Source organism: Asaia sp. Ae19-3 (genome assembly GCF_059801175.1).
Genome location: NZ_JBCHWF010000001.1, coordinates 3,115,385 through 3,129,265 on the forward strand (window position 1 = coordinate 3,115,385; position 13,881 = coordinate 3,129,265).

13 protein-coding genes are annotated in these 13,881 nt (G+C 61.9%); 3 read left to right on the top strand and 10 right to left on the bottom strand.

Annotation, left to right across the window (positions count from 1 at the left end; all coding sequences use genetic code 11):
- Nucleotide 1 precedes the first annotated feature (1 nt).
- The 7 genes from AAID99_RS13760 to AAID99_RS13790 form a co-directional block, all read right to left on the bottom strand.
- Nucleotides 2-1,390 carry an NADH-quinone oxidoreductase subunit D-related protein gene (locus tag AAID99_RS13760; RefSeq protein WP_498494154.1) on the bottom strand — a complete coding sequence of 463 codons (1,389 nt, stop codon included), beginning with the start codon at nt 1,388-1,390 and terminating at the stop codon, nt 2-4.
- Complete coding sequence (locus AAID99_RS13765; RefSeq protein WP_498494155.1) at nt 1,387-2,508, bottom strand: hypothetical protein; 1,122 nt, start codon at nt 2,506-2,508, stop codon at nt 1,387-1,389. Before AAID99_RS13765 ends, AAID99_RS13760 begins: the two co-directional genes overlap by 4 nt.
- Nucleotides 2,501-3,055: a hypothetical protein gene (locus tag AAID99_RS13770; protein WP_498494157.1), complete on the bottom strand. Its 555-nt coding sequence runs from the start codon at nt 3,053-3,055 to the stop codon at nt 2,501-2,503. Before AAID99_RS13770 ends, AAID99_RS13765 begins: the two co-directional genes overlap by 8 nt.
- On the bottom strand, nt 3,052-3,960 hold the full coding sequence (locus AAID99_RS13775; protein ID WP_498494159.1) for a hypothetical protein: 909 nt from the start codon (nt 3,958-3,960) through the stop codon (nt 3,052-3,054). The genes AAID99_RS13770 and AAID99_RS13775 overlap by 4 nt, the downstream gene beginning before the upstream one ends.
- Entirely contained in the window at nt 3,957-5,318 is a 1,362-nt protein-coding gene (locus AAID99_RS13780) for a hypothetical protein (protein ID WP_498494161.1), read from the bottom strand. Before AAID99_RS13780 ends, AAID99_RS13775 begins: the two co-directional genes overlap by 4 nt.
- A gap of 187 nt (nt 5,319-5,505) precedes the next feature.
- The gene (locus AAID99_RS13785; RefSeq protein ID WP_188426747.1) at nt 5,506-5,799 is read right to left on the bottom strand and encodes a hypothetical protein; all 294 of its coding nucleotides are present in this window, start codon (nt 5,797-5,799) and stop codon (nt 5,506-5,508) included.
- A gap of 349 nt (nt 5,800-6,148) precedes the next feature.
- Entirely contained in the window at nt 6,149-6,994 is an 846-nt protein-coding gene (locus AAID99_RS13790; protein ID WP_188426748.1) for an aldo/keto reductase, read from the bottom strand.
- Nucleotides 6,995-7,168: 174 nt separating this feature from the next.
- On the opposite strand from AAID99_RS13790, the gene AAID99_RS13795 reads away from it, so the two are divergent.
- Entirely contained in the window at nt 7,169-8,122 is a 954-nt protein-coding gene (locus AAID99_RS13795) for a cupin domain-containing protein (RefSeq protein ID WP_498494163.1), read from the top strand.
- Nucleotides 8,123-8,550: 428 nt separating this feature from the next.
- A complete protein-coding gene (locus AAID99_RS13800; protein WP_188426750.1) occupies nt 8,551-9,921 on the top strand; it encodes an L-serine ammonia-lyase in 1,371 nt (456 codons plus the stop codon).
- A 42-nt stretch (nt 9,922-9,963) separates the two neighbouring features.
- Here the strand turns inward: AAID99_RS13800 and AAID99_RS13805 are convergent, their stop codons facing one another.
- The 3 genes from AAID99_RS13805 to AAID99_RS13815 form a co-directional block, all read right to left on the bottom strand.
- Nucleotides 9,964-10,743 carry an acetoin reductase gene (locus AAID99_RS13805; RefSeq protein WP_188426751.1) on the bottom strand — a complete coding sequence of 260 codons (780 nt, stop codon included), beginning with the start codon at nt 10,741-10,743 and terminating at the stop codon, nt 9,964-9,966.
- 148 nt (nt 10,744-10,891) lie between these two features.
- Nucleotides 10,892-11,338 (bottom strand): DNA polymerase III subunit chi, encoded by a 447-nt coding sequence (locus tag AAID99_RS13810; protein ID WP_498494165.1) that lies wholly within the window; start codon nt 11,336-11,338, stop codon nt 10,892-10,894.
- Entirely contained in the window at nt 11,338-12,834 is a 1,497-nt protein-coding gene (locus tag AAID99_RS13815; RefSeq protein ID WP_498494166.1) for a leucyl aminopeptidase, read from the bottom strand. The genes AAID99_RS13810 and AAID99_RS13815 overlap by 1 nt, the downstream gene beginning before the upstream one ends.
- A gap of 187 nt (nt 12,835-13,021) precedes the next feature.
- Here AAID99_RS13815 and AAID99_RS13820 point away from each other — a divergent pair, with 187 nt between their 5' ends.
- Entirely contained in the window at nt 13,022-13,807 is a 786-nt protein-coding gene (locus tag AAID99_RS13820) for a sulfite exporter TauE/SafE family protein (RefSeq protein WP_188426754.1), read from the top strand.
- The last annotated feature ends 74 nt before the right edge of the window (nt 13,808-13,881 follow it).

Here is a 13,881-nt window from a genome sequence, read left to right on the forward strand (position 1 = left end):
GCTATTGCTCTGCCCCGCCGGGATCGAAACCGAGAGACGCGAGAACAAGCCTGTCCTCCCAGCGATCATGCATGAGAGATGGTAGAACAGAGAGCGTGGCCAGCGCCGGATCGCGCAGCATGATGCCGTCGAGACGCGCGTCTTTCAGCCTCACCCAGCACCACAGATCGCCATGCGGCCCCTCGGCGGCGCCTATGCCCTCGCCAGAGCCTGTCGGGACGGGCGGGGGCATGGGCAGGGGCGCACCGAATTGCGTTGCGATACGCTCGATGCGGCGCAAAGCATCGCGTAGCTCATCCAGACGCAGGCACTGACGCGCCCAGCCGTCTCCGGCAAGACGGGACCCAGCGCGTCCGGGCACATGGCGCATGTCGTCCTCAAGCTGGCGCAGGTCGAAAGAGCGTCCCGAGGCGCGACCGATCAGCCCGCCGAGACAGAAGCGCTCTGCCGTTGAGGCCGTAATGACCCCGAGCCCTTCAAGGATTTCCGCCATCTGGTCATGTAGCCCCTCAAGGACCGGCAGGCGTGGCATCAATGCGTCATGAACGGCATGGGCAAGCGCGCAGATATCGATCCCGGCAGCGATGCCGTCTGGTGCGATCGCATCCATCAGGCGTCGTGAGGCACCATGCTGGGCACAAAGCGCGGCGCAGAGATCTTCGGCAAGGGCGGCATGGGTGGCGAGCAGCGCAAACCCTGTCAGCCGTGCCATCAGTGCGATATCGCGACAATGCACGGTGATACGCTCAATTTCTGCCAGAAGCGTCCGGGCATCGCGTACGGCGTCTGACGGCACGAGCCCGAGCGCCTGTTCGATGGCGCGGGAATAGGCCAGGGGTGCCGCTACGAAGCCTGCCGAGACGCTGCGCCCGATCAGACGTAGTGCCTCTTCAGGCTTGCGGCCCTGAACCTGCTGCATCAGCCCGATATGCGCCGCCCCCGGTGTGATCTGCCTGTTCCCCCATGCGAAAGGCGCCATGTCGGTATGCGCGGCCTCCCGGAAACCGGGGTCCGGAGGGCTATGATCTGACGCAACGGAGCGCTGCGAGAGCGGCCAGACGCTCGCCCAGCCGCCGCGATCGAGCGCGGGCTCGGTATCGGCAGCCCCCAGGGGCAGACAGCCCCAGAGATCCTGTGCAATGCGCTCTGGCCAGGAGGCTGCCGGGATCGATGCGGAAAGGGCGAAACACCGCCCGTCTATGAGCGGCGTGCTGGCCATGAGCGGTGTTTCCTGATCGAGAAACAGCGCATAGGCGCGGCTGTCGTCACACCAATGGGCAATGAACCAGCCCGGTCTGGCGTCGATCATGGCGCGCCATTGCGGCTCGTCCAGAGCGTAGTGGAAAGGCGCCAGGCGCTCGCCTCTCCTGATATGCTGCGCCATGCTCATGGGGCTCTCCAGTGCAGGGCCCAGACAGAGTCAGGCAGGGTCAGAAGAAAAGGCGAGGCGAGACCAAGGGCCAGCAGGGCGCCGATCACGATCCTGTCCTGCCACGGTGAGGGAAGGATAACGTCCAGACGCGCCCGGCTCGCCAGCAGGCCGAGAGCCGCAAGGCACAGCAAGGCCGGGATCATGCCGGTTGCCGCCAGCCCGCCCACAATTCCGAAACCTGCGGTAAAGCCCGGCCAGGGGGGCAGACTGCCCAGTATCCAGAAACGCGCTGATCGGTCGAGGGCAGGAATGGCGGCCAGAGCCAGCCCGCTGCTCAGAAGCAGCAGGACGGGTAAGACGCCGTGGGGCAGGGTGGCGGCAAGAATGGCCAGCGCCACAATCGGGCGGGCATTGTCCTGCCGGGTCATGACGCACAGCCAGAGCCCGGCCAATCCGGCGAGAACCAGCACGATATGGGTGATGTCGCGTTCAGGCAGACGCAGCATCAAGGCCACGACACTCAGGCAAAGGAGCATGTCCAGCAGAGCAGTACCTCGCTCTTCTGTGGCGGCATGAGCCTGTGTCGTCATGGGTGCGCCGAGACCGGCCATGAGGCACAGCCCGACAGAGAGAAACAGATCGCCGAGGCGTAGTGTGGCCGGGTCCGGGGTCAGGGTCGTCAGACTTGTGCCCAGCAGGGCCAGAACCACTCCTGCCAGCCGCAGGCGCATCGACTCCCAGGCCTGTCTCGCCCGGGTCGTAACCAGGGTTTCGCGCAGGGCGAGAATCAGCGCAGTGAAGGCGGTCAGGCAGGTGACGGGCAGCAGCGTATGCACGCTGAGTGCCAGCATGATTGCAGAACTCGCCAGGAGATTGAGGCAGAGGGCGAGGCGCTTTTCGTGTGCGTGCCAGGAGAGAAAAGGCACGCAGCCAGCCAGAAGACAGGCCCAGCGGGCGAGAATATCCTGACCGAGAAGAAGCGGATCGAGCAGGGCCGTCAACACAAGCCCGGCAAGAGTGAAATGACGTGCCGAACGGGTGGCCTGTGCCTCGGGCATGAGCGCCAGAAGACAGGAAGCCAGAAGCGGCCATGTCGGAACCAGAAAACCGGCAATCTGGTGCAAAGTCTCAGCCATGATGCCGCCCCTCCAGACGCAGCCAGGCGAGTTTTGGCATCAGCCAGCCTCCCAGCGCCAGCAAGCCGACCCAGACCAGTGCCGTGCCCAGAATGAGGGGCCAGCTCTCGGTGTGGCCGCCAAGCAGCAGCAGCCCATTCAGTCCGCAGAGCAAACCAATTAGTTGGAGCAAAGGCACAGGCAGGGCAGCGGCGCAGAGGCCAGAAAGAACGATACCGATGCAGATCAGCACAGGCAGCCCCGGTGTGGCGGCCAGTGCGGTGAGAAGCACGAGCCCGATGGCGGCGCACAGCGCAATGCCTGCCGCCTGCTGGGTGGCGCGTCGCTCGCGCAGATCCCCCGACCGCCAGGCGATATGGGTGCGCAGAACGATCCACCCGACACCGTTGAGCACGGGCAGCAGAATGAGCGCAGCCATGGCAGGTGCGCCATGGCCAATGACCGACACGCAGGCGGCAGCGCATGTGCCATGAAAGGGCAGGATGCGCGCGTCACGCCCGATCGCGCCAAGGGCGATCAGCAGGGCAAGGCCAAGAAGAACCGTCACGCCGCCAGCCTCCCCGCAAGAACGAGCAAGATCGCGGCGCCGCTCAGAACGAGAGCGAGGCGTGACGCAGGGAGTGGCCGACAGGCGCGCCAGCCTGCGGCCAGGGCAACCACCAGGGCAAGTTTGGCCGGAGCCGCGACGCACCAGAGCACGACCAGCGTGCCGAGAGGACGAATGCCTGCAGCAATCGAATCAGGCCAGACAAGATCGGCGATCAGCAGATACCAGCAACAGGCAGAAAGATCATGGCTGTAGCGCAGCAAGGCGCGATGACGCCCCTCGGCTGATGCGATCAGTTCCTCATGCCAGCTATCGGACAGGAAGCGGCGGTTCAGCACCAGAAGCAGGGCGGCTGCGACAAACACCAGCCCGCCGATCAGGGTAGGGGCCGGTTGCAAAAGCCGCTGCTGCAGCAGACCAATGAGCGTTCCGGCGCCGGGCAGACCAATGGCGATCAGTGTGCCGGTCAGGGCGAGAAGTGGCACCAGAAACAGCAGATCACGTCCAAGCTGGCCCACGGAACTGCGCAGGCGAAGGGTAATCAGCCGGGTCGGTGGTTTCTGCAGTGCCTGCATCCAGGCAGGTAGGCAGGACAGGATCAGCAGGACCCCGCAGGCGAGCGGTTCCGAGAGAAAGCCGAACAGCGATCGCGCAGAGGCATAGGGAATGCCCGTCATGGCAAGAAAAACGGCGCACAGGCCAAGCCAGGAAAGGGCAGGAACAGCGCGGCGCTGCGCCCAGCCACGGCGTATCTGGCGCCAGCGCCATCCAGGGGCGATGCTGCTGCGCCCGGCACCGAGGCCCTGCAAGCTGTGCTCGAGATCGGTCAGAAACGGGGCAATTACAGACAGGCAGGCTATCTGGCCGAGTGTCGTGGCCAGAGCGAGGGCGAATAATCCGATCATGCGGACCAGCCAAGCCAGGCCAGAGCGGCGGCAAGCAGAAACAGCCAGAGCGATAATGTCTGACGTGCCAGAGCCGAGCCGGTCTTGCGAAACACGGGCGCCCGGTCGAAGGCAACGCCCTGCGTCACAGGACGCCACCCATTGCGCAGCGTCTGCCAGCGGGCGCGCAGGAGTGCGAGCGCGCGCCGCACGCCCCAAGGCAGGCGTAGCCTGATTTCGGGCGAGGGCCAGTCTGGCAGGGCATTCGCCACTGACGGCAGATGGGTCATGGCGGCAGGAATGATCAGGGCCGGGATCAGGAAAACGAACGCCGGATACCAGAAGGCGCCGTCACCTCCAGCAACGGACCAGATGGGCCAGGCACGCCAGATATCCTGACCGGCGCCAGCCAGATCGAGCGCGGAAACATGCAAAAGCCCAAGCAGCAGACCGGGGCAGATCGAGAGGCATAGGCCAAGGGTGAGTGCTGTTGGCAATCCGTCATGATGCAATGTGAAAACCCGGGTCAGCGAACGCCACGAAGACAGCCAGCCCCGCACCATCAGCACCCCGATCAGAAGGCTGAGCATGACCGCTCCTGCGGTCCAGGCGGGGGAGAGCCCGCTCAGCCCGTTGACCACATGCAACCCCAGCCAGAAAGGCAGGAATCCGGCCAGAGGCGGCAACGGCGTCTGGAACAGGAAAGCCCTGTTGCCGAGCCCTTGCAGCGCCAGAGCAAGGATCATCGCCTCACTGCCGGCCAGAGCCGTGTCGGCCAGCCCGCCTTCCCTTGCGCAGAGCGTCAATCCGAGCAGCAGAAGGGGCCAGTAATTTAAGGCCTTGTCGATGCGCAGGCAAAGACAGAGACCCGCCCCCAGCAGCACCAGACTGACCGGCCAGAAAAAACCATGCGTCTGCAGGAGCGGCGGCACGAAAAGCGCGTAGGAGAGGAGGGGCATCTCTGCAAAGGCAGGCAAGGTGGCGAGGCCTGCTGCCGGGGCCAGGCAGGCAAGCGCAGGAAAACCCGAAAGAATGGCGAGCGCGCATCCTGAAGGGGCCAGCAGGCCCAGCCGCCAGGCGCGCAGCCTTTGCCCGTCCTGTGCTGCCTCGGCCCTATGGGCGGCCTCGGCCAGACAAGGCAGAAAGCAGAAGAGCGACAGCGCCGCATTGTGGCAGAGCAGGCCGATGCTGCCGAGTGCCTCGCCTATCGGGCCCGGATATCGACGGGGTGTGACGAGCGACAGGGTCCAGAGTACGATCCAGCACGCGCTGAGCGGGTCGAGCGTCAAAGGGCCAAGCCGAGCCTCATGGCTCGCCAGGGCGCCCCAGCACCCCACCGCGCCCTGAATGCCCAGGGTAGTCGCGCGCAGCAGGGACATGAGCGGTCCGCGACGCCATGATGTAGCGAGGCGTAGCACGAGGCAGCTCAGCAGCAGGGCAAGGGGAAGGGCTGAAAACAGGGAGGCATCCTGACTTGACGTAAACGGACAGGTTTTCCTTACCGCAGTTTCAACCCCGACCCAATTCCTCTCACCCTGCTTTCAGGCCGCGATAGATGCAGGGTTTTTAAAGCGCCAATGGCAGGCGTTGGAGGTCGAGGTCTCCGGCGCGCTCATGGGCCAGTTCGATCAGCTCGTTTTCGCTGTTGCCGGGCGCCTGCGGGTCGTAAAAGACGAATTCGAGTTCAGGCTCCATCTGGGTACACACCAGAGAGCACCCAACGGCCTCGCCGAGATAGTCGGTGAAGCTCCTGATCTGGACGCTCGGGAGATGCGAGATCCAGATCCGGCGTTCCTGTGCAAAGGGAGTCAGCAGATGCGGGTGAGCGGCAAGATAGCGCTCGAATTCGGCTTGAGTCATGGACAATCCATTTGTGAGTTCTGGAACTATTTATGTTTCTTCTAAATATATTTAAGAATAAATATAATTATCCCTTCTGATAAAAATCAATCCCGAATAAATATGATCTTTATTTCATGCGTTTTTCTGCGTCTTGCAGCCCTGCTGCCTAGCGGGGCAGGAAACAGGAGAATTTTTCCCGACGCGACTGGCAAGCAGATCTCTGTTTGCCATCCGGGCCCTGACCTTGTCGGGTATTTTATTTCGGCTCGCGGAAGTATTCGCGTTTGCCGGAAAGAAATGCCGCAAACCAGAGGCCGAGAGCCGGACCTGATCAAGCCTCGCTACAGGAGGGGGCGTTCGGCCCTTGTCAGATCATTTCCAGCGGGGTCTTGCTGCGTGGTGGCGCAAAATGCGCGTCGAGGCGCGTCTGATCCTCTTTGCTCAGAACCAGATCAAGCGCTGCGATGTTTTCGCGCATATGCACACGGGAGCCCGCCTTCGGAATAGCGAGCAGGTTGGGCTGACGAAGCACCCAGGCCAGGGCGATCTGGGCCGGGCTCGCCGGCCCTTTCGTCGTTTCATGGCTTTTCGCGATATCGATCAGAACAGGGTCATCAAGCAACGTACCGCCCTGGCCGAGAGGAGAATAGGCAATCGAAACAATGCCTGCCGCCTTGTCGCGTGCCAGCAGATCGAATTCCACGCCGCGTGCCTCGAGGTTGTAGAGAATCTGATTTGCTGCGCAGTCAGCGCCAAGTTCATCCAGTTCCTGCATGTCCTCGGTGTCGAAATTGGAAACACCCCAGCGTCGGATCATCCCCCGATTTTGCAGGTGCGTCAGAGCTTCGACAGTTTCCTCCAGCGGTACGCCACCACGCCAGTGCAGCAGGTAAAGATCGAGGTGATCGGTGCCCAGCCTGTCGAGAGAGGCCTCGCAACTGCGAAGGGTTTTCTCGTAACTCGCATTCGACGGCAGCACCTTGCTGATCAGAAAGACGTCGTCGCGTCGGCCGCGTATCGCCTCACCGACGAGGCGTTCGGAGCGACCGCTACCATACATTTCTGCTGTATCGACGACGCTAAGACCGGCGTCGAGACCTGCGTGAAGACTGGCGATCTCCTCGGCGCGCGTCGCTGTCGCGTCCCCTACATTCCAGCTCCCCATACCGAGTGCCGGAATGGTGTGGCCATCGCGAAAACTAACCGTTTTCATGAAAACTTCCTTTTCAATCTGCAGGCCGAAGCGTCAGATCTGGTTCGGCGTTCGATAATGGTAGCCAATCGACAATCACGAATACGTGAGAAGTACCCCCCCGAGGGCCGAGCGGCGTTAGGCTGGTGGCAAGAGCCTGAGGCGCGGCTTCTGCTTTCAAAAAGGAGGCTGAAAATGGTGTCTTTCGATCATCGCGTTTTCCAGCGCCTTTTCGGCGGAACGAAAACAAGCAGGTCAGCGGCCTTCATGAAGCGGCGCGAACGCGCCTCTGGCCTGGCTGCCCGATTGTGGGCCGCCCAAGGGTTCGGTGAGACCGACGCTGAGGGCATGTGGCCGAAGCGAAAGAACGTCCGGGAGTGCAGTGAGGTCGAGGTCAGGCGTCACGATCTGGGTCAGGGTGCCGAAGGCGCTGTCATGCGCTGTGACGCGACGGGCTGGGGTATGGTTGTTTCTGGCAGCGCCAGACTCGAAATGTGCTCCGAGACGGGGGCGGCGCTTTATCACGACATGCTCCACGAAGGTGACGTGTGGAGCGTACCAGCTTCCGCTTCAGCGTGGTTGCATTGCCGCGACAATGAGCACGCGAGTGTCGTCGTGTTTGTCGGCGGCAGGGAAACAGAGTCTGACGTCTCAGCTGACGACTGGTGCTGGGCCGACCAGCGGCCCACGCCTGGCCCGTTCCATCATACCTTGCTCGACCAGACCGCAGAGACCACTCTCTGGGGCAGCATACGTGTTCTCGAAGCCGATGCCTTTGCTGACCCCGATGCGCTTTCTGCGGCACTCGTCGAGATCAGTCCCGGTCGCTGCACTGACCTTCATTGGCACCTCAACACATCTGTCTGGCAGATCTGCCTTGAAGGGGCGGGTGTCGTTACCTGTGTTCCGGCCGGTCAGGCCCGGCAGGAAAGGCGCGTCTGCACCGGGATGATCGGCCATGTGCCGAAGGCAGAAGGGTATTTCATCCGCAATGACGGCAATGTGCCGCTCAGGGTGCTCCAGATATTCAGGTCCGATCACTATCACGACCTTTCGCTTTCCCAATGGCTCGCCGCATCCTCCCCCGAAATGATTGCCGCTCACCTCTGTGTTGATGTGGCCACGATCTCGAGCCTCTCCCGGCTCTGAGAAGCAGCCGGGCCCAGTAACTGGTAGCTGGATATCCAATCCGGGCGTTTGAGCGCGTGCCCTTTGTGCTTAATCAGTTTCTCAGGGTTCGGGGTCTGGATGTGAGTAGTCGCAAAATCCGGTCCTAACCGGTCGTTCCAGATTGGAAGGCGTTGGCCGCCCCTGGTCGGGCAGCAGCGGTGAACAGCGGAAAATACCCTGCCAGGCCTGCGAGAGTTCGTGCGAAGCTGTGAAGGCAATCGCCGTGGCTGGGTCGGTGCATGAGGGGTGGTAGGCGCCGCCTGACAGTGTCCCGACACGGCGCGATGAGGCGGAAGAGTTGCTTTCGAGGTGGAAACGTTTCAGACCTCTGAGACCTGTTTTTCATCTTTCTGCCATGGCAGAGGCCGACCGTTCCGGTTCTGCCCGAGTGTGACGACGAGACGCGCATGATCAGCCTGTTCGATCTTTTCAAAATCGGTATCGGTCCGTCATCATCCCATACGGTGGGGCCGATGCGGGCGGCGCAGCGTTTCATGACGTCGCTCACCGATTTCGACAGCATCATGCGTCTGCGTGTCACGCTTTACGGGTCTCTGGCATGGACAGCCCAGGGTCACGCGACCGACAAGGCGGTAATTCTCGGTCTGTGCGGCGAATTGCCGCAGACAGTCGATCCGGATGCAGCAGACGGTATCGTGGCGCAGGTCGAGTCGAACAGACACATCGTGTTCGATGGCAAGGTACTGCCTTTCGACCCGGTTCACGATCTGGTTCTGGACAAGCAGAGCGTGCCTCCCGTTCATCCGAATACGCTGCAATTCGAGGCGCTGAACGCTGAAGGTGAGGCGCTTGAAACGGCACGTTTCTGCTCGGTGGGCGGTGGTTTCATCGTTCCTGAGAAAGCGACCGAAACAGCAGGTTATGCCCAGCCCAGCGTGCCTTACCCGTTCACCAGTGGCGCCGAATTGCTGCATCAGGCGAGATTGCATGATCTGAGTATTGCGGCCCTCGTCATGGAGAATGAATGCGCCCTGCGCCCCAGAGACGAGATTATTGCCTATCTCGACGAGATCATCGCGGTCATGATGGCCTGTATTGCGCGCGGAATGGAGCAAAGCGGCATTTTGCCGGGGCGTCTGAAAGTGCGCCGCAGGGCGCGCGCCCTGCATGAAAAGCTTCGGGAGCGGGAGCGCGCCAATACGCGCTCGGCCCATGGTATCATGGACTGGATCAGCCTTTTCGCTATTGCCGTGAATGAGGAGAATGCTGCCGGTGGTCGCGTGGTCACGGCGCCGACCAATGGTGCCGCCGGAATCATTCCTTCGGTTCTGCGCTATTACCGCGATTATTGCCCGCCTCTCCCGCCTGCCACGGCGCAGCAGGGCATGCGCGATTTTCTGCTGACCGCTGGCGCCATCGGGGGGCTTTTCAAGCTCAATGCGTCGATTTCAGGGGCTGAAGTGGGTTGTCAGGGCGAGGTCGGCGTCGCTTCATCCATGGCGGCGGCCGGGCTGGCGGCGGCACTGGGTGGCACGCCCGAGCAGATCGAGGATGCTGCAGAAATAGGCATGGAGCATCATCTGGGTATGACCTGTGACCCTGTGGCGGGGCTTGTGCAGATACCCTGCATCGAACGCAACGCCTTTGGGGCAGTAAAGGCAATCAATGCCGCCTCGCTCGCACTCAATGGCGATGGTGCTCATATGGTCTCGCTCGATCAGGTCATCCGCACCATGGCTGAGACGGGACGCGACATGAACCACCGCTACAAGGAAACGTCTCTGGGCGGTCTTGCCGTCAATCTGCCGGAATGCTGATCGAACCGATGGAAGGCCTCTTTCAAAGCCTCCCGTGAAGGCTCAGCGATAGACGATACCGCCATCGGTCAGGATGGCCTGACCTGTGATGTAGTCGGAGTCCGGCCCGGACAGGAAGGCAACGAGTGCTGCCACGTCATCGGGTGTCTGGGCACGACCGAGCGCAATGCCCTCGACGAATTTCTTGTAGGTTTCGCCTTTTTCCGAGCCGGTCATCTCGGCAAAGCGCTCATCGATCTCGACCCACATATCCGTGCCTACGATACCGGGGCAGTAGGCGTTTACGGTGATGCCCGCGCTCGCATATTCCCTGGCCGCTGACTGGGTGAGAGCGCGCACCGCGAATTTCGTGGCGGAATAGACGCCAAGCATCGCAAATCCATCATGCCCTGCGATCGAGGAGGCGTTGATGATCTTGCCCTTCTGATTGCGTGCCTTGAACTTGGCGGCGGCAGCCTGAATGCCCCAGAGCACACCCTGGATATTGATGCGCAGAATACGCTCGACCTCTTCTGGCATGACATCGGCAATCGGATTGACCTGCGCGATGCCGGCATTGTTGATCATGACATCAAACCCGCCCAGCTCGGCTTCGGCGTGGTCAATTGCCCCATAGACAGCGTCACGATCGCTCACATCGGCGGCAAAAACGCTGGCCTTGCGGCCCAGCGCCTCGATCTCGCTTTTCACGCTGTGCAGCTTGTCCGTCTTGAGATCGACCAGAGCAATATCAGCACCGTCTTTCGCCAGACGGAGGGCGATGCCGCGACCGATACCCTGTGCAGCGCCGGTAACGAGGATGACTTTTCCGTTGAGTGACATGATCGCTCTTTCCTGAAGCGAACCGGCGCCTTTCCTTCAGGCGGCGCTGCGGTCCCGATGCATGATCAGTAAACGGAACAGTATAGAGTCGGATCGTTCGGATAATCGCTTTGTGATAAAAGCGATATACTGTGTCAGAGGCGAGGGTTTACCCGGCTTTCTGCCATCCGCGTTCCTGCTGCTGCCAATAGGCCAGACTGTGCCCGGCCTGTTTCACCTGTTTCCAAAGCGTGCGGGCGCGTGAGACGGCCTGCGGATCATTACCGTCGAACAGGGTGAAGATATGGTCGAACTGCTCCAGGCCCTGTTCGACACCGCCATCCAGCAGAAACAGAAACCGGGCATCATTGGGCACGTCAACGCCCTTCGTCAGCCAGATGGGCTGACGAGGACCATGCCCCATGCTCTGACTGCCATGGGGAAGCCAGAGCGGGTTTTTGGCCTTCCAGAGCGCTTCATCAAGCTGCTTGACCTGTGCCGCATCGCGACAGCGAATGACTGCGCGCTGCCCGGCATCGAGGGTACGACCCAAGAGCGCGGGCAGGGCGTCTTCCAGCGTGGTGCGGGTCAGGTGATAGAAGCCGATTTCGCTCATCAGGCGTTTGCGGTTTCCGGCTCGTGATGGCGCACCAGCGCGTCGAGCAGACGCACGCCGAAGCCGGTTGCGCCCTTCGGGCATTGCGGTGCGGCATCTGAGCGCCAGGCAACGCCAGCGATATCGAGATGGGCCCACGGCGTGTCGCCCACGAAGCGCGCCAAAAACTGCGCCGCCGTGATCGAACTGCCAGGGCGGCCCGTGATGTTCTTCATATCGGCGATATCGGAACGAAGCTGACGGTCATAGGCCTTGCCCATGGGCATGCGCCAGACAGCTTCGCCCGTCTGCTCGCCCGCCTCGAAAAGTGCATTGGCGAGGGCATCGTCATTGCTGAAAAGACCGGCGCGTATATGACCGAGGCTCACCACGATGGCGCCTGTCAGCGTGGCCAGATCGACCATCAGGCGGGGCTGGAAGCGCTCCTTGGCATAGGCCAGCACATCGGCCAGAACGAGGCGCCCTTCGGCATCGGTATTCAGCACTTCGATGGTCTTGCCAGCATAGCTGCGCACCACGTCGCCGGGGCGCTGGGCATTGCCAGAGAGCATGTTCTCGACAAGTCCCACCACGCCGATCACATGGGTCTTTGCCTTGCGACGGGCCACGGCTTCCATCGCACCGACAACGGCCGCAGCACCGCCCATATCGGTCTTCATTTCATCCATGCCAGCCGCAGGCTTGATGGAAATACCGCCGGAATCGAAGGTCACGCCCTTGCCGATAAAGGCAAGCGGTGCCTCTTCCGAGCCGCGATAGCGCATAATCGCCACACGGGCTTCCTGATCGCTGCCCTGCGCCACGCCGAGCAATGCACCAAAGCCCAGCTCTGCCAGTTTGGCGGAATCGAGAATCTCGACCTCAACGCCCAGATCGCGAAGACCCTCGATGCGTCGGGCAAATTCGGGCGGGGTCAGGACATTGGGCGGCTCGCTGACCAGGTCACGCGCCCGGAACACGCCCTGGGCCACGGCACGCAGGCTTTCCCACTCGGCACGTACGCTGTCGGGGTTTTCGACCCCGATATGCAGGCGCTGCAGCTGCGGTGCGTTTTCTTGCTCGTCAGTATGATACAGTTCGAAGCTGTAGCGCCCCAGAGCCGCTCCATACGCAGCGTGAGCGGCGAAGTCGGCACAACGCCCGGCCAGGGCGAGATCGGCATGGGTGGTGTCGCGCACGGCTTTTGCCGCCTGTCCGCCAGCCGCTTCCATGGTCGGGATGTCCAGCTCGTCAGCCGGACCGCAGCCGATCAGGACGATCCGCGCAAAGGCAGCACAGGGGGCCAGCAGCACGCAGCTCTGGTCGCGCTGCCCCTTGAAGCGCGAAATGGCGGTGGCACGACGCAGCGCCCCGCCCGTCGCGGCGTCGAGATGGGCAAACGGGCCGTTGGCGACATCGAAATCCGGCCCGGTCAGCAGGACGAGTGTCTGCTCCGATTCCGGGGCTCCCTTGCCTTGCAGGATGGGAAACGGTGCCTGGATCTGGATGTCGAGCATGATCTTTCCGGTCAATACGATGAGGGAGCGCCACTATCGTCATCGCGTTGGAAGATGGCAAGGCAGGATAGGATTAATAACGATGGTGGATCGTTCATTAAATTCAAACCACTATGAGCGTTGATTAATGTCGTGAAGTATGGCCTAGTCGCGCCTCGTTCCCCAAGAAGCGCATCAAGGCTCCGACATGTCACTGCTTGCCGATCTGAATTGGCTGTTCGTTCTCTCCGGTCTCGGCGTCGGCTTTCTGGTCGGTATGACCGGAGTCGGCGGTGGCTCCCTGATGACCCCTCTGCTTATCCTGCTGTTCAAGGTGCATCCCCAGGCCGCCGTTGGTACCGATCTGCTCTATGCGGCAATCACGAAATCGGTCGGGACCCTGGTGCATGGTCATCGCGGGGCGGTCGAATGGCGCGTCGTGCTGCGCATGCTGGCTGGCAGCCTGCCTGCCACGCTGATCGCTCTGCTGTTTCTGCACTGGTATGGCAGCCCGTCGCATGACACGACAAAGCTGGTGTCGACTGCACTTGGCGTGGCGCTGCTGATTACCGCGCCCAGCGTCTTTTTCCGTAAGGAGTTGCAGGCCTGGTCTCATCGCCATGCAGGCGAATTGTCGCCGCGTAGCGCGGCTATCCTGACCGTTGTTCTGGGCGCCGTTCTGGGCGTGATGGTCACGCTTTCTTCCGTAGGGGCCGGGGCGATTGGCATGACCGTGCTGATCCTGCTTTATCCGTCGCTCAGCACGGCGCGTCTTGTCGGTTCGGATATCGCCCATGCTGTTCCGCTGACGCTGATTGCAGGCATGGGTCACTGGTGGCTGGGTGCCGTCAAGATCCCGATGCTGGTCTCACTGCTCTGCGGCTCCATCCCCGGCATCATTCTTGGCAGTCTCTGCGTCGGTCAGGTCAATGAACGCGTACAACGCACCGTTCTGGCTGCCGTGCTCTTCATCGTCGGCTGGCGTCTGGTCTGAAGCGCTGCGAGGCGCTTCTCTTTCACCTCAAATTAAGGGTTTCCAAGGGGCGACGGCCCTTTGGCGGGGTATGG

What these genes read in the sequence shown, in the direction of transcription:
- AAID99_RS13760 (WP_498494154.1), bottom strand. Translation starts at nt 1,390, where the DNA reads ATGAGCATGGCGCAGCATATCAGGAGAGGCGAGCGCCTGGCGCCTTTC.
- AAID99_RS13765 (WP_498494155.1), bottom strand. Translation starts at nt 2,508, where the DNA reads ATGGCTGAGACTTTGCACCAGATTGCCGGTTTTCTGGTTCCGACATGG.
- AAID99_RS13775 (WP_498494159.1), bottom strand. Translation starts at nt 3,960, where the DNA reads ATGATCGGATTATTCGCCCTCGCTCTGGCCACGACACTCGGCCAGATA.
- AAID99_RS13780 (WP_498494161.1), bottom strand. Translation starts at nt 5,318, where the DNA reads ATGTCCCTGCTGCGCGCGACTACCCTGGGCATTCAGGGCGCGGTGGGG.
- AAID99_RS13785 (WP_188426747.1), bottom strand. Translation starts at nt 5,799, where the DNA reads ATGACTCAAGCCGAATTCGAGCGCTATCTTGCCGCTCACCCGCATCTG.
- AAID99_RS13790 (WP_188426748.1), bottom strand. Translation starts at nt 6,994, where the DNA reads ATGAAAACGGTTAGTTTTCGCGATGGCCACACCATTCCGGCACTCGGT.
- AAID99_RS13795 (WP_498494163.1), top strand. Translation starts at nt 7,169, where the DNA reads ATGGTGTCTTTCGATCATCGCGTTTTCCAGCGCCTTTTCGGCGGAACG.
- AAID99_RS13800 (WP_188426750.1), top strand. Translation starts at nt 8,551, where the DNA reads ATGATCAGCCTGTTCGATCTTTTCAAAATCGGTATCGGTCCGTCATCA.
- AAID99_RS13805 (WP_188426751.1), bottom strand. Translation starts at nt 10,743, where the DNA reads ATGTCACTCAACGGAAAAGTCATCCTCGTTACCGGCGCTGCACAGGGT.
- AAID99_RS13810 (WP_498494165.1), bottom strand. Translation starts at nt 11,338, where the DNA reads ATGAGCGAAATCGGCTTCTATCACCTGACCCGCACCACGCTGGAAGAC.
- AAID99_RS13815 (WP_498494166.1), bottom strand. Translation starts at nt 12,834, where the DNA reads ATGCTCGACATCCAGATCCAGGCACCGTTTCCCATCCTGCAAGGCAAG.
- AAID99_RS13820 (WP_188426754.1), top strand. Translation starts at nt 13,022, where the DNA reads ATGTCACTGCTTGCCGATCTGAATTGGCTGTTCGTTCTCTCCGGTCTC.